This is a genomic window from Salinimicrobium gaetbulicola (assembly GCF_042676025.1).
Lineage (GTDB): Bacteria > Bacteroidota > Bacteroidia > Flavobacteriales > Flavobacteriaceae > Salinimicrobium > Salinimicrobium gaetbulicola.
On record NZ_JBHTJP010000032.1, the window covers coordinates 267,673 to 285,887 of the forward strand.

Here is an 18,215-nt window from a genome sequence, read left to right on the forward strand (position 1 = left end):
ACAGAATATTAAAATCAGGAGTACTTCATATTTGTATTTTTGAGTAAATACCGCTCTATGCTGAAGCCTGAAGATATACAAACAAGGCACCGTGATCTAAATTGGTTAAGTTTTAATGAAAGAGTACTACAGGAGGCACAGGATCCTTCCACTCCCCTATATGAAAGATTGAAGTTTCTGGCAATTTTCTCCATGAACCTGGACGAATATTTCAGGGTTCGGGTTTCGCAATTGCGCCAGATGAAAAGGGTCAAAAAAAGCATCCGTAAAAAGCTTGCTTTAAAACCCAGCAAGACCGTAAAGGAGATCCTGGAGATCGTTAAGGAACAACAGAATAGATTCGGAAAGGTCTATACTCAGGAGATCATTCCGGAATTGGAAAAAAAAGGGATCTTTCTCGTTCATGGAAAGGATTACGATGAAAAACAGAAGGAGTTCGCCAGGAAATATTTCCATAAGATAAAAGAATGTGTGAAGCCTGTTCTTGTGGAATATGAAAATGGTGGAGATTTGTTCCTGAAGAACAACGCTTTATACCTGATGGTGACCTTTGAAAATGAAGATAACTTCGGGATCGTAAATGTCCCGGTAGAAGAATGTAACAGGTTTATTCACTTCACCACTAAGACCGAAGACCACAAGATCACCTTTCTGGATGATATAATTAAAGCCAATATGGCTGATATCTTCTCAGACCATAAAATAGAAGGTATTTTCGAGATCAAACTGTCCAGAGATGCAGAATTGTATATAGACGACGACCTGGACGGAATCCTTGCCGAAAAGATCTATGAATCCCTGAAACAGCGTACAGATGGGCAACCAACCCGTTTGCTGTATGATTCAGATATGCCAAAGGATGATCAAAGGATCTTAAGGAAAACATTAAACCTTGGTAAGATTGATATGATGCCCGGCGGAAAATATCACAATTTCAGTGATTTTTTCTCCTTTCCCGATCCCACAAAGAATTCCGAATTACATTTTGAACCTCTTCCTTCAATAAAGCATAAGGTTTTAGAGACCTCCAAAGACTATTTTGAGGAGATCTCTAAAAAGGATCTTTCAGTGCATTTTCCATATATGCCATTTGATTATGTAGAACGATTTCTTCAGCAGGCAGCTGAAGATAAGGATGTGAAGGAGATCAAGATCTCAATTTATCGAGTTGCCGAGGAATCGGTAGTAACCACTGCCCTACTTTCGGCATTGGAAAAAGGCAAAAAAGTAACGGTTTTTATTGAAGCCAAAGCCCGTTTTGATGAAAAGAACAACATTGACTGGGGTAGGAAATTTGAGGAACACGGCGCAGAGGTCATTTACAGCTTTCCGAAGATAAAAGTCCACTCCAAGATTCTGTTGGTAACCAGGGAGGAAAATGATAGTATTAAGAACTACGCATATATTGGAACCGGAAATTTCAATAGCAAGACCTCCAAGATCTATTGTGATCATGCCATTTTTACGGCTCATGAAAAGATCACCGCAGAACTTGCACGTGTTTTCCAGGTTTTAGAAGGTGAATTGATCATTCCACGTACCAAACACCTTTTGATATCGCCCTTTACTACAAGGAAAACCTTTAGTGATATGATCAATCGCGAAATTGAAAATGCGCGACTTGGGAAGAGTTCAGGGATCACGGCTAAAATGAACAGCCTCGAAGATAAGGAGATCATCGAATTATTATACAAAGCCAGTGAGGCTGGAGTTAAGATCAGGTTACTGGTAAGAGGATTTACCTGCCTTATTCCCGGAGTTAAAGGCATGAGTGAAAACATTTATATTACCAGTATTGTAGATCGTTTCCTTGAACACGGAAGGATCTATGTTTTCGAAAATGACGGAAAAGAAGAGATATTCTTTGGAAGTGCCGACTGGATGACCCGTAACCTTGACCGAAGAATTGAGGTGATCGCTCCTATTTATGACAAAGATATCGCTAAGGAATTCAAGGAAATTTTAAACCTGCAGCTCAATGACAATGTCAAAGCCAGGATTCATGACGCCGAAGAAAGCAATCAGTTTGTGCAGCGAAAAGATGATGAACCTGCAATAAGATCACAATACGCGATCTATAATTATCTTAAAAAGATCCATTCATGAAAACGATTCGAGTGGGCGGTGTCCCGGAACATTTTAATCTACCATGGCATTTGACCATTGAAGATGGTACTTTTGAAACCAGGAACTTAGATGTGCGGTGGCGCGACTTCCCTGATGGTACAGGTGCCATGTGTAAGGCTTTAAGGAATGAAGAGATCGATGCGGCGGTAATCCTTACAGAAGGTATCGTAAAAGACATTCTGAATGGAAATAAGGCCAAAATAATTCAGGAATATATTGCTTCCCCGTTAATTTGGGGAATCCATGTTGATAGTCATTCAGATTATCGCGAATTGAAAGACCTGGAGAACAAAAAAGTCGCTATAAGCAGATATGGTTCGGGTTCGCATCTTATGGCCTACGTAAACGCTAAAAAAATGGGATGGGACACTTCAAAACTCCAGTTTGAAGTAGTGGGAGATATTAACGGTGCTGTGGAAGCTCTTCGTACTGGTAAGGCTGATTATTTCATGTGGGAACACTTTACCACAAAACCACTGGTTGACAATGGTACTTTCCGTCGGTTAGGAGACTGTCCAACACCCTGGTCATGTTTTGTGGTTGCTGTTAGGGAATCCTTTTTAGAAGAAAATAAAGCTTCCGTCCAAGGCATGATGGAGACTCTCAATATGGTAACGGAAAAGTTCAAAGACATTCCCGGAGTCGATATCGCATTAGCCAGCCGCTATGATCAAAAAGAAGAAGATATTGAGCAATGGCTTAAGATTACCGATTGGAGTCAAAAGCAAATCTCTGTCATCGAGATCGGAAATGTGCAGGAGAAGCTCTATGAATTGGGACTTATCACAGAAAAGAAACCTAACTCTTTCTTTCTGGCAGATTATTAATTACCACTCAATAGGCTTTTCTCCTATTGATTTCAGGTAATCATTGGTCTTACTGAAATGTTTGTTACCAAACCAATATCCTCGATTCGCTGATAAAGGTGACGGGTGCCCGCTTTTAAGTATGTAATGTTTGGAAGCATCGATCTTTCTACCCTTTTTTTGGGCTGGACCACCCCATAAAAGAAAGACTATATTTTTTTTCTCTTCTGATAGTATGTGGATCACTGCATCTGTAAATTTCTCCCAGCCCTTCCTGAAATGTGACCCGGCCGCCCCAGTTCTCACTGTCAAAGTAGCATTTAAGAGTAAAACTCCCTGTTCTGCCCAGTGAATTAAATTTCCATGATCAGGAATAGGTTTCCCAAGGTCTTCGTTAAGTTCCCGGTAAATATTCTTTAAAGATGGCGGTATTTTCACATCGGGCTGAACCGAAAAACAAAGACCGTGGGCCTGCCCTTTTCCGTGGTAAGGATCCTGTCCAATAATGACCACTTTTGTCTCTTCAAAAGGGCAAAGTTCAAAGGCCTTAAATATGTTTTCCTTTTCAGGATAACACTCGTTATTAAGGTATTCGTGCTGCACAAAGCTTAGAAGTTCCTTAAAATATGGCTTTTCAAGTTCTTCATTTAACTTTTTTTTCCAATCTGAAGGTAGGTAGGCCGTCATAATATTAATTAAATTGCGGGTTCCCAAAAGTAGGGATTTATTATATGATTAAAATTACACCTAAAACTCTTTCTGACCTGGAATTTCCAACCGTTTGCCAACAGGTAAGCAAGTATACCGTAACGGGACCGGGAAAGGAAAAAGCCCTGCAGATCACCCCATTTCCCAGTTACGACAAAACCCTTTTTGCTCTTAGACAAACCAATGAGTACGTATCTTCCTATCAACAGGAAAGCAGGATTCCAAACCACGGTTTCGATTCCATCGACATGGAAATAAAGATGCTGGGCATAGAAGATACTCTCCTGGAAGCTCCAAGCTTAAGGAAAATAAGCGCTATTTCAGAAACAACGAATATTCAGATCAAATTCTTTGAGAAATTCGAAGAAATTTATCCTACACTAAGGGTAACCACTCAGGAAATTGAATATACTTCTTTATTGATCGAAAGGATCAATAAGGTAATTGATAGGTTTGGCGAGGTCAAGGATGATGCCTCTCCCCTTCTGGAAGGGATTAGAAGAAAGATCAACCACGTTAAAGGACAGATCAATGCCAGCTTCGGAAGCGCGCTCACTCATTACAATAATCTTGGTTATCTAGATGAGATCAGGGAGACCGTAGTTGAGAATGTGCGTGTACTTGCGGTGACAGCAATGCACCGAAGAAAGGTCAAGGGGAGTATCTTGGGGAATTCCAAGACCGGAAGCATTGTCTACATTCAGCCGGAAGCCACCCATAATCATACCCGGGAACTCAACAACCTGGAATATGAGGAAAAGGAAGAGATAAAACGTATCCTTAAGGAAGTCACAAACTTCATAAGACCATTCAGGACACTTTTGATCGAGTATCAGGAGCTGTTAAGCGATATTGACGTGATAGCGGCAAAAGCGAAATACGGAATGGATATGGACGCAGTAATGCCTAAGGTATCCAAAGACCGGGAGCTGGAATTGATCGACGCGTATCACCCCTTACTGCTTCTGAATAATCGCAAAAAAAAGCAAAAAACTTTTCCGCAGACCATTGAACTGACTAAAGAGAAACGCATAATCGTCATTTCAGGACCTAATGCCGGCGGAAAAAGTATTACCCTTAAAACAGTTGGCCTTTTACAGGTGATGCTGCAAAGCGGGATGCTTATTCCTGTTCATGAATACAGCCGGGTTTGCCTTTTCAATAAGATCCTTACAGATATTGGTGATAACCAGAGTATCGAAAATCACCTGAGTACCTATAGTTACCGCCTGAAGAACATGAATTATTTTCTTCGGAAGTGTGACGATAAAACCCTCTTTTTGATAGATGAGTTTGGAACCGGTAGTGATCCGGAACTGGGAGGTGCTTTAGCTGAAACCTTTCTGGAAGTGTTCTATGAAAAGGAATCTTTTGGGATCCTTACCACTCATTACGCGAATTTAAAGATGCTGGCCAATGAGCTGCCAAATATTATAAATGCCAATATGTTGTTCGATTCCCGCACTCTGGAGCCTTTATATAAGCTTCATATGGGAGAAGCGGGAAGTTCCTTCACCTTTGAAGTAGCTCAAAAGAACGGAATTCCTTACAGTCTTATCAATAGATCGAAAAAGAAGGTTGAACGGGGTAAAATAAGATTTGACAAGAGTATTGCGGACCTTCAGAAGGAGCGCTCTAAACTTCAGAAAACTACCACTTCCTTACAAACCAAAGAGCAAAAAGCCGAACTTGAAAAGAAAAAGCTGGAAGAGACCAACGCGAGAATTCAGCAAAAACTGGAGAACTTTCAGGAGTTATATGACAGCAACCAGCGACTGATCTATCTTGGGAACAAGATCAATGATATCAGCGAGAAGTACTTTACCAATAAGAAAAAGAAGGAGCTTATCGGTGAATTTTTGAAGATCGTGGAAATGGAGAATTCCAAACGCAAAAAGCTTTCAGCTAAAGAGAAGAAGGAAGTCAAAGCTAAGGAAAAGAAGGTTCAGCAAGAGGCAGAGAAGAAAGTCGAAATAATAAGAAAAAAGAAAAAAGAAAAGCAGGAAGCTCAGAAAAAAGAAGAAATTGCTAAACCAAAACCTGTTCTGAAGGTTGGGGACAGGGTACGAATGCAGGATGGAAAAGCTGTTGGAAGTATTGACAGTATCGAAAAGGGAAATGCTAAAGTGAATTATGGCATTTTCACTACTTCTGTATCTGTAGACCAGTTAGAGCTTGTGCAACGAAAGAAGTAGAAAAAGAAAATTATGGTGAATTTCCCAGAAAACAAGAAAATTATCCTATTTGACGGCGTGTGTAATCTATGTGACAGAACCGTCCAGACCATCATTAAGAACGATAAGGAGGATGTCTTTAGATTTGCTCCCTTACAAAGTGATATTGGCCTCCAGATAGTCAACGAAAGAGGAATCGATACTGAAAAGCTTGATTCGGTAATTCTCATTGAACCGAGTGTGGCCTATTATAATAAATCTACCGCGGCAATCGAGATCGCTAAACATCTTAAAAAATACAGGTGGTTACGATTTTTCAAACCCTTACCGGAAGGCTTCAGGGATCTTGTTTATGATTTTATAGCAAACAACCGCTATAAATGGTTCGGAAAAAAGGAAAGCTGTATGATCCCAACCCCTGAACTGAAAGATCTTTTTCTAAAATAACACTTAAAGCTTTACTTTAGGTTGCTCAGCATAAACTCCAGCTTATCATTGGTGTTCTTGTTTTCACGGAAAGAGTGTGTGTAAAATTTATTCTTTTCAGCAAGCCCTTTTGCCTGAAGATGTTTGATAAGATCTGCATCTTCCAAACCAACCTTTCCGGTTAGCAAAACCCCCATCTCTTTTCCTGAGGTGTAATAATCATATACCTTTTTAAGGCCAGAGAGATACTGATAATCTTTTGTGAACCCTCCCCCGCGGTGTGCCCGCAAAGTGATGGACCATGCAGTTTCCTTATCCAGTTTATACTGGCTGAAAAGAAGGTCGAAGGTATCTGAGAAAGAATAGCCCTTAATAAGGCTGTCTGCTGCAAGAACCCGGTATGCAAATTCCTTCATTCGCTTAAGCGTCAAACTGTCGCTCATATACTCGCTGAATACCGCTAATCCTGCCTGGGTGATGTTATTGTTAGCAAATCCGTGGGAAAATATGCGTAACGGCTGATTAAGTCCGTTAAAAGTGGTTAGCATATTCACTCCTATCTCGTGATTTGAAAGTATTTTAAGGTCGTTATCACTGAATTTCCGGTTCTTTTTAACCACTAAGGTCTTGGTGGTGTTTAGGGCCATTGCCGCAGCAGTGATACTGTTGCTTTGTTTTATTTTAAACTGGAATGGATATTTCTCCCCAAATGCCTGAAAATATGCCTGTGCCTGATCTGCATTATAGCGAGGGACCATTTCTTCGGCGTCCTCTTCTTTGTGAAAATGAAGGATGAATTTGGCATTTTTGACATCCTTTTCCTGTGGAGTTCCAAAAACACGTAAAGAATTATAAAAAAATTTATTCTTTTGTCCAACAGATGCTATACACTGAACCAAACCTGAATACTCATAAATAGTATCATGGTACAATTTTCTGATCTCCTCGTCTGGAATATCCTCAAGTCTCTGACTGAAGAATTGACGCTGAAGATTAAAAGGGTTGAACTTAACTTTTCTGTAATTAAAAACCGGATCTATTGAAAATTTAGAAGCGAAAAACCGCTTTTTCTCCAACTCAATATTTAATGGATTGAGGTAGTTTAAAACATCTATCTCCCTGACAAGACGATCAAGGTTCTTATCGATCTCTAAAAGGCTGGAATACGGGTTGCGCTCTTTCTCACTCATCACTATCAACTTTCTAAAATACTTGCAAAAATTTCAGGCAAATACACTTAAATAAATTCACCTATCCAAAACTTTCCACTATTAAAAAGAACCTATTTAGAGGCCTTAGGCATATGGTCGTTCCAGTTCTTTGCAACCGGTTCTCCAAGTTTGTCCACAGATTTTGCCACCATCATGGAAACTGCAGCATCTCCAGTAACGTTTACCGTAGTACGGCACATATCAAGCGGGCGGTCAACAGCAAAGATCAAAGCAAGTCCTGCTTCAGGAATTCCCGCTTGAGCCAGAACAATAACTAACATTACCATTCCCGCGCCGGGAACCGCAGCAGATCCTATCGAAGCTAAGGTCGCAGTAGCAATGATCCCTAATTGAGCCGATAGACTAAGATCCATCCCGAAGGCCTGAGCGATGAAAACTGCAGCCACTGCCTGGTATAAACTTGTTCCATCCATATTAATGGTCGCTCCAATAGGAAGAACAAAACTTGCTACTTCTTCTTCCACGCCAAGGTGCTCTTCTACCCTTTCCATAGTAACCGGAAGGGTTGCTGCACTGGAACTGGTTGAAAATGCAAGTAATTGCGCCGGTGCCATCCCATTCTCAAAGAATGCAGGGGACTTCCCGGTAAATATCCAAACGATCAATAAATAAACTCCAATCATAATTGCCAAACCACCAAGAACGGTAACAGCATACATAGCCAGTGCCTGGAAAAGGTCTGTACTAGGTGATTCTACCACCAGGGCTGCCAATAGTGCGAAAACGCCATAAGGAGCAGCCAGCATGATAATATCTATGAGTTTCAGAATCACTTCATTAAAGCCGTCAAAAAAAGCTTTTACGGGTTTCGCTGTTTCTTCGGGAATAAGGATCAGGCCAATTCCGAAGAAAATAGCGAAAAAGATAACCTGTAACATATTAGAATTGTCGCCTGCTGCCGCAAAAATATTACTTGGTACAAGATCTTCAAGGGCTTGAAGCGGACCGGCCTCTTTTTGTTTAGCTGCATCAGCGATCCTTACCGAAGCATCTCCTTCATAACTCGCGATCAATTCATTTCGGGTTTCTTCAGAAATGGCACTTCCGGGCTTTATCAAATTTACCATACCCAGTCCTATAGATACAGCGATCACTGTGGTTGCAATATAAATTAGAATGGTTCTGGTCCCCATTTTAGACAGTTTCGAGATGTCCTTCAGGTCAGATATCCCTTTGATAAGAGAAGCCAGGATCAACGGCACTGCTATCAATTTTAAAGCGTTGATGAAGATATTCCCGAAAGGTTTTATCCAGTCGCCAATAAATTCAGCTCCCCATGAAAAATTGGTCATTAGAAGGGCGAAGATCACCCCGGCAGCCATTCCTAATAAGATCTGCCAATGCAGTGCGAGTTTTTTCATAATTTAAATAATCTGTAAATATTAAATTTTTGAAGTTTTGTTCAGTAAATAAAAGTCAGCCAGAACCAAAGCAGCCATTGCCTCAACAATAGGTACTGCCCTGGGCACAACGCAGGGGTCGTGACGTCCTTTGCCTTGCATCTCCACCTTTTCCCCTCCTGAGTTGATCGTATCCTGTTTTTGCATGATGGTAGCAACGGGTTTGAAAGCTACTTTAAAGTATATATCCATTCCGTTGGAGATTCCACCCTGGATCCCGCCACTATAATTGGTTCTGGTAGATCCATCCTCGTTAAAAAGGTCATTGTGTTCACTCCCTTTCTTTTCCGCACCTTCAAAGCCACTTCCGTATTCAAATCCTTTCACTGCATTGATGGATAACATGGCCTGTCCTAACTTCGCGTGAAGTTTATCAAAGACCGGCTCTCCAAGTCCGGCGGGCACGTTCGTGATAACACATTCAACCACGCCTCCAACCGTATCTCCCTGCGAGCGTATCTCCTTGATATAGGTTTCCATCTTTTCGGCAGTTGCCCCATCAGGACATCTTACCGCATTTTTTTCTATTTCATTAAAATCGAGTTCACTATATTTTTTTTCAAGCTTAAGCTTCCCCACTGCCGAAGTAAAAGCGGTGATCTTGATGTCTTTTAATAACTGCTTGGCAATTGCCCCGGCTGCCACACGACAGGCGGTCTCTCTCGCAGAAGATCTTCCGCCTCCTCTGTAATCGCGGTTGCCGTATTTTTGGTCATACGTGTAATCTGCGTGAGAAGGGCGGTAAACATCCTTGATGTGTGAATAGTCTTTTGACTTTTGATTGTCGTTCTCGATCACAAATCCTATCGGGGTGCCGGTAGTCCTGCCTTCGAAGATTCCGGAAAGGATTTTTACCGTATCAGATTCTTTTCTTTGAGTTACAATAGATGACTGGCCCGGTTTTCTCCTGGCCATCTCTTTTTGGATCTCCTCCAGATCGATCTCTACACCTGCGGGACACCCGTCAATAACACCCCCGATGGCCTCTCCGTGAGATTCTCCAAAAGTGGTAAGTCTAAAAAGTGTTCCGAAAATATTGCCGGCCATAAGGTGGGATTTTGAGCAAATGTAATTTTTTAAGCCAAGATTAGAAAATGTTTATTCCTGTTACAGAAGCGCTTCAGCCATGATCTGGACCGGATGAAGGGCTTTTCTGCCTGTACCGTCAAAGATCTGGTGACGACAACTTGTCCCGGGTGCAGCGATCAAAGTTTCTTCGGAAGCTTTGCGTACCGCCGGAAACAACGTCTGTTCCCCTATGGCCATACTCACCTCATAATGTTCTTTTTGATACCCAAAGGAACCGGCCATCCCGCAGCATCCGGAAGGTATTATGGTTACCTCATAATTCTGCGGAAGATTGAGCATTGCAAATGCATTTTCCATTCCCGACAAGGCTTTTTGATGGCAGTGCCCATGCAGCTTGATTTTTTTCTTTTCAGAAGAAAATGAAGAAGCTGAAATATTTCCTGCCAGGATCTCCTTTTTGAAAAACTCTTCAAACAGCAGAGTGTTCTTAGCAAGCTGTTCAGCGGCCGGCCTGTCATAAGCCAGCCTTAAATATTCGTCCCTGAAACTTAAAATTGCCGAAGGCTCCAGGCCTATTAGCGGTGTATCTTCTGAAATGAGACTTCTAAAAGTGGTGATATTTTCATTGGCTACTTTCTTTGCCTGCTCCAGAAATCCTTTGGAAAGGAAAGTTCGGCCGCTTTCGGAGTGGTCCAGTATCTTTACGTTATAATTCAGGGCAGTAAGTAACTTCAGCGCCGCTTTCCCTACTTCAGAATCCAGATAATTGGTGAACTCATCATTGAAAAGATAAACCGTTTTTATAGGATTGGTTAAAAGCTCATGGTGTTTACGGTAATATTTTGAAACTGTTTCCTCGGCCACCAAAGGCATTTCCCTTTCAGGAGCAATATTCAACGTCTTTTTTATGAGACCTGAAGTAAATTTATTTTTAAAAACTGCATTTGAAACATGCGGAAAATGAGATGCCAGTTTATTTAGTCGGGTATTATAGGCAAAAGCTTTGGTACGTAACGAAGAGCCATTCGCTTTTTGATATTGGTATTCAAATTCGGCTTTATAGGCTGCCATGTCCACATTTGAAGGACATTCACTTTTACAACCTTTACAGCTGATACATAATTCCAAAACCTGTTTTAACTCTTCCCTGTCAAAACGATTCTCTTTATCCGAATGCGTTAAAAACTCCCTTAAAGCGTTCGCCCTGGCTCTTGTGGTATCTTTTTCATTAAGTGTCGCTCGATAACTGGGACACATGGTGCCACCGGCTTCGGCTGGTTTGCGGCAATCTCCGCTCCCGTTGCAGTTTTCAGCTCCTCTCAGGATGCCCTGAGAATCTGAAAAGTCCATTAAAGTTTGGATTTCCGGCTCCTGTCTTCCCGGTTCATAACGCAGATCCTCGTCCATTGGCGGCGCATCGATGATCTTTCCGGGGTTGAAAATGTTATTAGGATCAAAGATATTTTTAACCTTTTTAAGCAGGTTGTAATTCTCAGCACCTATCATAAACTCAATAAATTCAGCCCTTACCCTGCCGTCGCCATGTTCTCCGCTAAAAGAACCACCGTATTTCTTCACAAGTGCAGCAACATCTGCAGTGATCTTTCTGAATAAGATCACATCTTCTTTCTTCTTAAGGTTTAGAATAGGCCTCAAATGAAGTTCCCCTGCCCCAGCATGAGCGTAATAAACCGCTTCCTGCCCATAAGACTTCATCAACGCGGTGAACTCTGTAATATATTCTGAAAGATCTTCTACGGCCACGGCAGTGTCCTCTATACAGGCAACAGCCTTCCTGTCCCCTACAATATTCCCTAACAGCCCCAGCCCCGCCTTTCTAAGTTCAAGGGCAAGGTCAATAGTGTCACTACGTAGCACAGGTAAAGCATAAGCAAGCCCTGACTCATTGAGCGTCTTCAAAAGTTCGGCTGTTTTATCTGTCAATTCAAGTTCTTCTTCGGCTCGCAGTTCCAACATCAAGATCGCTGCAGGATCTCCTTCAATAAAGAACCTGTTCTCTTTATATTTCAGACTGTTCTTAGTACAATCTAAAATAACTTTATCCATCATTTCACAGGTAAATAAGGAATGTCGCATTGCAGGAACAACAGCCTGCAGGCATTTTTCAACGGTATCAAAATGAGCCGCGATCATAACGGCATTTTTCGGTGGAAGCTTGTCCAATTTTAAAGTGATCTCTGTGGTGAAAGCCAGAGTTCCTTCACTTCCGCACAGAAGATCGGTCATACTGAATTGCTCGGTAGAGTCAGAGAAAATTTCCGAATTGATCAAACTGTCAACAGCGTATCCGGTATTTCTGCGATGAATGTCCTTTTTAGGAAATCCAAGGTTGATATTGTTCTGGACTTCTTCCGGAATTAAAACATTATATAACTCGCTGTAAATACCTCCTTCCCTGGAAGTTGTATTTTTTTTAGATTCAAATCCTTCCGAAGAGATCTTTGAAAAAACGGCTTCGGAAGCATCTGACAACAACACCTTCATTTGCTTCACCTTATCACGGGTCACCCCGTATTTTATAGAGGTGGTTCCACTTGAATTGTTTCCAACCATACCCCCGATCATACACCGATTGGAAGTAGACGTGTTTGGACCAAAGAACAAGCCATAGGGTTCTAAAAACCTGTTGAGATCATCCCTTATCACACCCGGCTGAACGGTCACTGTCTTCTCTGCCTCATTCACTTCGAGAATCTCCGTGAAATATTTTGATACATCTACCACTATCCCTTCTCCTACACATTGTCCTGCCAGGGAAGTTCCTGCGGTTCTAGGGATCAAAGAAGTTTGATTTTCAGAAGCAAATCGAATCAAATTTTTAAGATCATCTACATCTTTTGGGTAAGCAACAGCGAGAGGAAGGGATCTATATACAGACGCATCTGTAGCGAAAATGCTACGCCATAGGGAATTAGTATGCAGCTCCCCTTTTAAGCTCCCGGCGAGAGCTTTTAATTTTTCTTTCATCCTTGTAATAATCAACTAATAATCAGACCACTTCACGATTTATGCAGAATCTTAACATTATATTAATAAAATCCTTAGATTGTAGAATCGCAGAAAATCTAATTTTGCGTAAAACTAATTAAAAGAGAACATATGAAAAAATTGATTTTACTGACCATTTGTGTATTTGGTCTTGGATTTAGCTCCCATGCTCAAAGCATTGCTAATCATGCCCTTGGATTACGATTAGGAGATAATGACGGATTTGGAACAGAGATCTCTTACCAACACGGACTTTCAGAAAACAATCGTTTGGAATTGGACCTGGGATGGAGAAGCCATGACAACGCTGACGCTTTCAGACTTACCGGATTATATCAATGGGTTTGGAATATTGACGGCGGTTTCAACTGGTACGCCGGTGTTGGTGGTGGTATAGGTGCTGTGGATACAGACTATACAGACAGTGAATTCTTTGCACTTGTTGCAGGTGATGTAGGTATCGAATATGATTTTGATTTCCCTTTATTACTTTCACTTGACTTTAGACCTGAAATAGGTTTTAATGACTATTATGATGACCTGGATTTTGATATCGCCTTGGGGGTACGTTACCAGTTCTAATCAATTTTAAAATAAAATGAAGAAAGCTGCTAAATTAGATTTTAGCAGCTTTTTTTTGTTCTTTCAGGTCCTCTACAGCCTTTTTATAAAGGTTTTCATACAGAGGGACAATTGTTTGAATATCGAATGTGAATGCCTGGTTTCGGGCGTTTTCTTTAAATCTGGCAAGATTGGTTTTATCCTTTAAGATCGAGATCGCATTCTTTGCCATTTCAGAAACATTCCCCACTTCACTTAAATACCCCGAGAAAGCCTGCCTGTTAACTTCCGGAAGTCCGCCGGTGTTGGTCGATATTACAGGTACTGCGTTAACCATGGCCTCTAAAGCTGCAAGTCCGAAACTTTCATTTTCTGAAGGCAACAGGAATAGATCTGAAAAGCTTAGAACCTTATCTATTTCATTCGATTCTCCAAGGAACAGGACTTTATCTTCTATTCCAAGTTCAGCCACCAGTTCTTCGGCCATTTCCCTTTCGGGTCCCTGCCCAACCATGATTAGCTTGGATTTTATTTCTTTCTGGATATTATAGAAGATCATCACCACATCATCGATACGTTTCACTTTTCTGAAATTACTCACGTGTGTAATGATCTTTTCATCCCCCGAGGCGAGCATTGAACGCTGACAGTTACTTACAGAATTAACGTACTTAGAAGTATCTATGAAATTCGGGATCACCTCGATCTCCTGGCGTACTTTAAACAGTCTAAGCGTGTCTGCCTTCAAGCTTTGGGAAACCGAAGTCACCACGTCACTATTGTTAATACTGAAGGTAACTGCCGGTTTATAAAAGGGATGATTTCCTACCAGCGTAATATCGGTACCGTGGAGGGTCGTCATCATAGGAAGAAAGATCCCTTCTTCCTCCAACATTTTCTTAGCCATGTAGCCCGCATATGCATGAGGAATAGCGTAATGAACATGAAGCATCTCGATCTTATGCAGCTTCACCATATCCACCAGCTTGCTACTAAGAGCAAGTTCATAAGGCTGATAATGGAACAAAGGATATTCCGGAACATTTACCTCGTGAAAATGAATATTTCCCGATAATTGTTCCAAACGAACCGGCTGTTTGTATGTAATAAAGTGAACTTCATGGCCTCTTTTTGACAGGGCCATTCCCAATTCGGTGGCTACTACTCCACTTCCGCCGAAAGTGGGATAGCAAACAATAGCAATTTTCATATTTTAGTCAACTATAGCTTCGTAAATAACTTCCTGAATCTTAGTACGAATCCCTTCCGTGATCAATTTTTTTTCTTCCGCGGAAGGATGTACACGATTGGATAAAAATACGTAAACTATTTCTTCATGAGGGTCTGCCCAGGTTAAAGTTCCTGTGAAACCGCTATGACCGAAGCTTGTCATGGACACACAACCACAAGTGGGGCCTACTTCTTTTAACTGAGGTTTATCAAATCCTACACCTCTACGCACCTCGTCTTCACAGTAATAGCAGGTATTGAACTTATCTATGGTTTCTTGTTTCAAATATCTTTTCCCGCCGTATTCACCACCATTTAAATACATCTGCATTATTTTGGCAACATCATTGGCATTTGAAAAAAGTCCGGCCTGTCCACCAATTCCGCCTAACATAGCCGCTCCCTGGTCATGGACATAGCCGTGCAATAACTGTTTTCGCCAGATATTGTCATTTTCTGTAGGTACGATCTTTTCCTTCGGAAATTTATTCAGAGGCAAGTAGGTAGTGTTATTTGCGCCTAAAGGCTCCAGAAAGTGATCCTGGGTAAGATAATCTAAAGAAGTTCCGTAGGTGTTCTCCAGGTAAGCTTTTAAAAGGTAGTATGGTAGATCACTGTACTGATATTCCCTTTTCTTATTCAATTCACTTTTACGGATCACATTTACGATAGAATCGCGAATATCATTACGCACGTACATGCCTTCCGCAATTTTGGTGTTATAACCAGGAAATTCCTTATCCCGTAGATACCTTTTGTCCTCTTTGCCTGTCTCATCGTCTATGGTGAGATTATGGAACGGAATCCAGGCTTTGAAGCGCGCATAGTGGGATAGCATTTGCAACAAGGTGATATTCTCCTTATCGGTCTTTCTGAATTCGGGGAACATCTCCCCAAGGGTGGTATTGAAATCAAGTTCGTTCTTCTCTACCAGTTCCATCACAAGCGGCAAGGTCGCTAGAATTTTAGTAAGAGATGCGATATCATATACGTCTGTACCTTTAACTGGCGTTTCTTTTTGATAAGTATGGTGTCCCGCATAATTTTCATAGATCACCTTACCTTTTCGGGCCACCAAAACCTGTACTCCGGGTGCCATTTTTTGATCGATCACTGCATTTACCAGAGAGTCGATCTTTTTCAATTTATAGGAGTTCATCCCAACCTGCTCGGGAAGTCCATAAGACAACCTTTCCAGGTCACGTGTATAGAAACCGCTACCTACCGGAAACTCTCTTCCTGCACGTACCGGTAACTTTCCTTTCGCGCCAAGAGCACCAAAAATTACTTCTGCAGCCTTTTCCTGTCCCAGACGGCTATTTTGATATGCGATCTGTATGGCTTCAAAATTAGCAGTGGTCTTCAGGTCTAAAAGCGAATAAGGACTGGTAAAGACATTCAGAATTACCCTGTTTTTGCGGGCGATCTCATACAGCCAGGATTGATCCTTATTACTCATTTTATAATTGCCCCAGGGAGAATCATTGGATTGGTGATAACCGATAATGACCAGATTATAAGATTCCAGTTCATCAAGCAGTTCATTTAAATTTTCAGCAGAAACCTGGTCCACTTTAGCATAACTATTCAGTCTGCTGAAGAAATTATCTCCACTATCTTCTCCAAAATGAACATAGGCGATCTTATTCTTTTCAAGATCCTTCACAGGGAACAAGCCTTTGTCATTTTTAATAACGGTCATCGCCTCCTCATAAAGCTTTTCTGAAAGAACATCATTGTTAATGCTATTCAGGTCTTCAATCAAATAAGTATCATCTATAGCTTTGTACTTATGAAGCCCGGCTTTATACTTGGCATAAAGTATCTTTCTAACTGAATGTTTTAGGCGGTCTTCAGTGATCAAGCCTTCATTATACGCCTTTAATATTTTCTCTGAAGCCTTCGGTACATCTTCAGACATTAACAGGATATCATTACCCGCTAAAAATGCGGCCAGGTCAATTTCCCCGGGCTCGTCAAAATCTGACACTCCTTTCATATTAAGGGCATCAGTTATTATAAGTCCGTTGAATTCTAATTCTTCTTTTAAAATTCCCGTAACGATCTCATGTGATAAAGAAGAAGGAAAGTCAGAGCGTCTCTCCAGACTTGGTACGTTCAAATGTCCAACCATTACACTACTAACACCTTCATTTATGACCGATAAATAGGGATACAGTTCCTCACGATAGATCCTGTCTTTGGAAAAATCAATAGTAGGAAGCGTTTTATGAGAGTCCTTTTCGGTATCCCCGTGACCCGGAAAATGTTTTGCACTGGATAGAATATTGTATCTCGACATACCGCGAACAAAGGCAGATGCCTTTTTAGCAACATTCTCTTTATCTTCTCCAAACGAACGATTCCCGATGATAGGATTTTCAGGATTGGTATTGATATCTACAACAGGAGCAAAATTAAGGTGAACCCCTAACCTTTTTGAATGTTTGGCTATTTGTGCTCCTACCTCTTCGGCCAGTTCCTCATTTTGAATAGCCCCAAGGGTCATATTCCATGGAAAAGCATATGTAGAATCCAATCGCATGGCAAGCCCCCATTCGGCATCCATCCCAATCAACAAGGGAGTTTCAGAAAGCTCTTGAAATTCGTTGGTAAGATGTGCCTGGCGTTTTGGCCCACCTTTAGAAAAGATAAGACCTCCAATTTTTTCTTCCCTGATCAGGGTTCTTATCTTTTCAAAATCCCGGTCAGAACCATTGGAAAAAATATCAACCATGAATAGCTGGCCTACTTTTTCTTTTAAAGTCATCTTCTCATAGATGCTATCCACCCACTTCTTTTGAAGCTCATGATCATCCACGATCAACGGCCGACTCTGGGAGTGAGAAAATTGAAAGAATAAAAAAAACAGGATCAGTAAAAGGTAGAAATTGGAGCTCTTTCTTGAAATCATTAATTAAGGAAACGCTTATGCCAGCTTTCAGAAGCGGGCACTTCCCAATCTGAAAGATATTCGGCTTTGTTAGTGACTAAATTGTTGAACACGATCGTCTTTGGTGATACGGCACGATCTTTTGCCATCTTTCGGAAATCTGTAAGGGTCTTATACGCGACAAAATCTCCTTGTTTATAGGAAACATTCATCTTGTCTAAAAGATCAACACCATACTGTTTTTCCAGTTCTTGAATAAAATGAACCGAAGCATCAATCGAGCAACCTGTGGCAGCATTCATTTCCTGATCAAGGGCCAGAATTATAAAGCGTTTATACCTTACTTCAAAAGAAGCTTTCAGGTCAGCACCGTGGGCTGTCCATTCTTTAATGAATTGTTCCAGCTTTTCCTGGATTTCAATTTGTTCCTGCTCTGTGAATGAGCGGTTAGCCTGATAGATCCAAACTCGGGAGCTATCCGGTAGACTTTCAAAAGGGACGAACATTTAAATGTGGAATTTTAATTTCTACAAAACTAATTGATTTGCAGCTTTGTTCAAACCGCAGCTAGTTAAAACTTAAATAATATATTCTGAAAATGAAAACCTGACGAACATCAT

13 protein-coding genes are annotated in these 18,215 nt (G+C 41.2%); 5 read left to right on the plus strand and 8 right to left on the minus strand.

The features are described from left to right. Positions 1 to 57 precede the first annotated feature (57 nt). Both ppk1 and ACFQ1G_RS02760 read left to right on the plus strand, forming a co-directional pair. A complete protein-coding gene (ppk1, locus tag ACFQ1G_RS02755) occupies positions 58 to 2,106 on the plus strand; it encodes a polyphosphate kinase 1 (RefSeq protein ID WP_380736742.1) in 2,049 nt (682 codons plus the stop codon). After that, positions 2,103 to 2,954, plus strand: a complete 852-nt coding sequence (locus ACFQ1G_RS02760) for a substrate-binding domain-containing protein (protein WP_380736743.1) — start codon at positions 2,103 to 2,105, stop codon at positions 2,952 to 2,954. The genes ppk1 and ACFQ1G_RS02760 overlap by 4 nt, the downstream gene beginning before the upstream one ends. Here ACFQ1G_RS02760 and ACFQ1G_RS02765 read toward each other — a convergent pair whose 3' ends face one another. After that, the gene (locus ACFQ1G_RS02765; protein WP_380736744.1) at positions 2,955 to 3,620 is read right to left on the minus strand and encodes a uracil-DNA glycosylase; all 666 of its coding nucleotides are present in this window, start codon (positions 3,618 to 3,620) and stop codon (positions 2,955 to 2,957) included. It abuts the gene before it with no gap. 44 nt (positions 3,621 to 3,664) lie between these two features. Here ACFQ1G_RS02765 and ACFQ1G_RS02770 point away from each other — a divergent pair, with 44 nt between their 5' ends. Together ACFQ1G_RS02770 and ACFQ1G_RS02775 are read left to right on the plus strand one after the other, a co-directional pair. Next, positions 3,665 to 5,836, plus strand: a complete 2,172-nt coding sequence (locus ACFQ1G_RS02770; protein ID WP_380736745.1) for an endonuclease MutS2 — start codon at positions 3,665 to 3,667, stop codon at positions 5,834 to 5,836. A 12-nt stretch (positions 5,837 to 5,848) separates the two neighbouring features. Further along, positions 5,849 to 6,262: a thiol-disulfide oxidoreductase DCC family protein gene (locus tag ACFQ1G_RS02775; protein ID WP_380736746.1), complete on the plus strand. Its 414-nt coding sequence runs from the start codon at positions 5,849 to 5,851 to the stop codon at positions 6,260 to 6,262. A gap of 11 nt (positions 6,263 to 6,273) precedes the next feature. Here the strand turns inward: ACFQ1G_RS02775 and ACFQ1G_RS02780 are convergent, their stop codons facing one another. The 4 genes from ACFQ1G_RS02780 to ACFQ1G_RS02795 all read right to left on the minus strand — a co-directional run bounded on the left by ACFQ1G_RS02780 (position 6,274) and on the right by ACFQ1G_RS02795 (position 12,890). Then, positions 6,274 to 7,431: a flavohemoglobin expression-modulating QEGLA motif protein gene (locus tag ACFQ1G_RS02780; protein WP_380736747.1), complete on the minus strand. Its 1,158-nt coding sequence runs from the start codon at positions 7,429 to 7,431 to the stop codon at positions 6,274 to 6,276. 92 nt (positions 7,432 to 7,523) lie between these two features. Next, entirely contained in the window at positions 7,524 to 8,834 is a 1,311-nt protein-coding gene (locus tag ACFQ1G_RS02785; protein ID WP_380736748.1) for a dicarboxylate/amino acid:cation symporter, read from the minus strand. A gap of 21 nt (positions 8,835 to 8,855) precedes the next feature. Further along, a complete protein-coding gene (gene aroC / locus ACFQ1G_RS02790) occupies positions 8,856 to 9,920 on the minus strand; it encodes a chorismate synthase (protein ID WP_380736749.1) in 1,065 nt (354 codons plus the stop codon). Between the two features lie 60 nt (positions 9,921 to 9,980). Then, complete coding sequence (locus tag ACFQ1G_RS02795) at positions 9,981 to 12,890, minus strand: FAD-binding and (Fe-S)-binding domain-containing protein (protein WP_380736750.1); 2,910 nt, start codon at positions 12,888 to 12,890, stop codon at positions 9,981 to 9,983. A 132-nt stretch (positions 12,891 to 13,022) separates the two neighbouring features. On the opposite strand from ACFQ1G_RS02795, the gene ACFQ1G_RS02800 reads away from it, so the two are divergent. Beyond that, entirely contained in the window at positions 13,023 to 13,493 is a 471-nt protein-coding gene (locus ACFQ1G_RS02800; protein WP_380736751.1) for a hypothetical protein, read from the plus strand. A gap of 34 nt (positions 13,494 to 13,527) precedes the next feature. Here the strand turns inward: ACFQ1G_RS02800 and bshA are convergent, their stop codons facing one another. The 3 genes from bshA to ACFQ1G_RS02815 are packed head-to-tail and all read right to left on the minus strand — an operon-like array spanning position 13,528 to position 18,101. Continuing rightward, positions 13,528 to 14,682: an N-acetyl-alpha-D-glucosaminyl L-malate synthase BshA gene (bshA, locus tag ACFQ1G_RS02805; protein ID WP_380736752.1), complete on the minus strand. Its 1,155-nt coding sequence runs from the start codon at positions 14,680 to 14,682 to the stop codon at positions 13,528 to 13,530. 3 nt (positions 14,683 to 14,685) lie between these two features. Further along, complete coding sequence (locus ACFQ1G_RS02810; RefSeq protein WP_380736753.1) at positions 14,686 to 17,616, minus strand: glycoside hydrolase family 3 N-terminal domain-containing protein; 2,931 nt, start codon at positions 17,614 to 17,616, stop codon at positions 14,686 to 14,688. Beyond that, complete coding sequence (locus ACFQ1G_RS02815) at positions 17,616 to 18,101, minus strand: ABC transporter ATPase (RefSeq protein ID WP_380736754.1); 486 nt, start codon at positions 18,099 to 18,101, stop codon at positions 17,616 to 17,618. Before ACFQ1G_RS02815 ends, ACFQ1G_RS02810 begins: the two co-directional genes overlap by 1 nt. Between the last annotated feature and the right edge of the window lie 114 nt (positions 18,102 to 18,215).

What these genes read in the sequence shown, in the direction of transcription:
- ACFQ1G_RS02815 (WP_380736754.1), bottom strand. Translation starts at nt 18,101, where the DNA reads ATGTTCGTCCCTTTTGAAAGTCTACCGGATAGCTCCCGAGTTTGGATC.
- ACFQ1G_RS02765 (WP_380736744.1), bottom strand. Translation starts at nt 3,620, where the DNA reads ATGACGGCCTACCTACCTTCAGATTGGAAAAAAAAGTTAAATGAAGAA.
- ACFQ1G_RS02810 (WP_380736753.1), bottom strand. Translation starts at nt 17,616, where the DNA reads ATGATTTCAAGAAAGAGCTCCAATTTCTACCTTTTACTGATCCTGTTT.
- ACFQ1G_RS02785 (WP_380736748.1), bottom strand. Translation starts at nt 8,834, where the DNA reads ATGAAAAAACTCGCACTGCATTGGCAGATCTTATTAGGAATGGCTGCC.
- ACFQ1G_RS02780 (WP_380736747.1), bottom strand. Translation starts at nt 7,431, where the DNA reads ATGAGTGAGAAAGAGCGCAACCCGTATTCCAGCCTTTTAGAGATCGAT.
- ACFQ1G_RS02775 (WP_380736746.1), top strand. Translation starts at nt 5,849, where the DNA reads ATGGTGAATTTCCCAGAAAACAAGAAAATTATCCTATTTGACGGCGTG.
- ACFQ1G_RS02770 (WP_380736745.1), top strand. Translation starts at nt 3,665, where the DNA reads ATGATTAAAATTACACCTAAAACTCTTTCTGACCTGGAATTTCCAACC.
- bshA (WP_380736752.1), bottom strand. Translation starts at nt 14,682, where the DNA reads ATGAAAATTGCTATTGTTTGCTATCCCACTTTCGGCGGAAGTGGAGTA.
- aroC (WP_380736749.1), bottom strand. Translation starts at nt 9,920, where the DNA reads ATGGCCGGCAATATTTTCGGAACACTTTTTAGACTTACCACTTTTGGA.
- ACFQ1G_RS02760 (WP_380736743.1), top strand. Translation starts at nt 2,103, where the DNA reads ATGAAAACGATTCGAGTGGGCGGTGTCCCGGAACATTTTAATCTACCA.
- ACFQ1G_RS02800 (WP_380736751.1), top strand. Translation starts at nt 13,023, where the DNA reads ATGAAAAAATTGATTTTACTGACCATTTGTGTATTTGGTCTTGGATTT.
- ppk1 (WP_380736742.1), top strand. Translation starts at nt 58, where the DNA reads ATGCTGAAGCCTGAAGATATACAAACAAGGCACCGTGATCTAAATTGG.
- ACFQ1G_RS02795 (WP_380736750.1), bottom strand. Translation starts at nt 12,890, where the DNA reads ATGAAAGAAAAATTAAAAGCTCTCGCCGGGAGCTTAAAAGGGGAGCTG.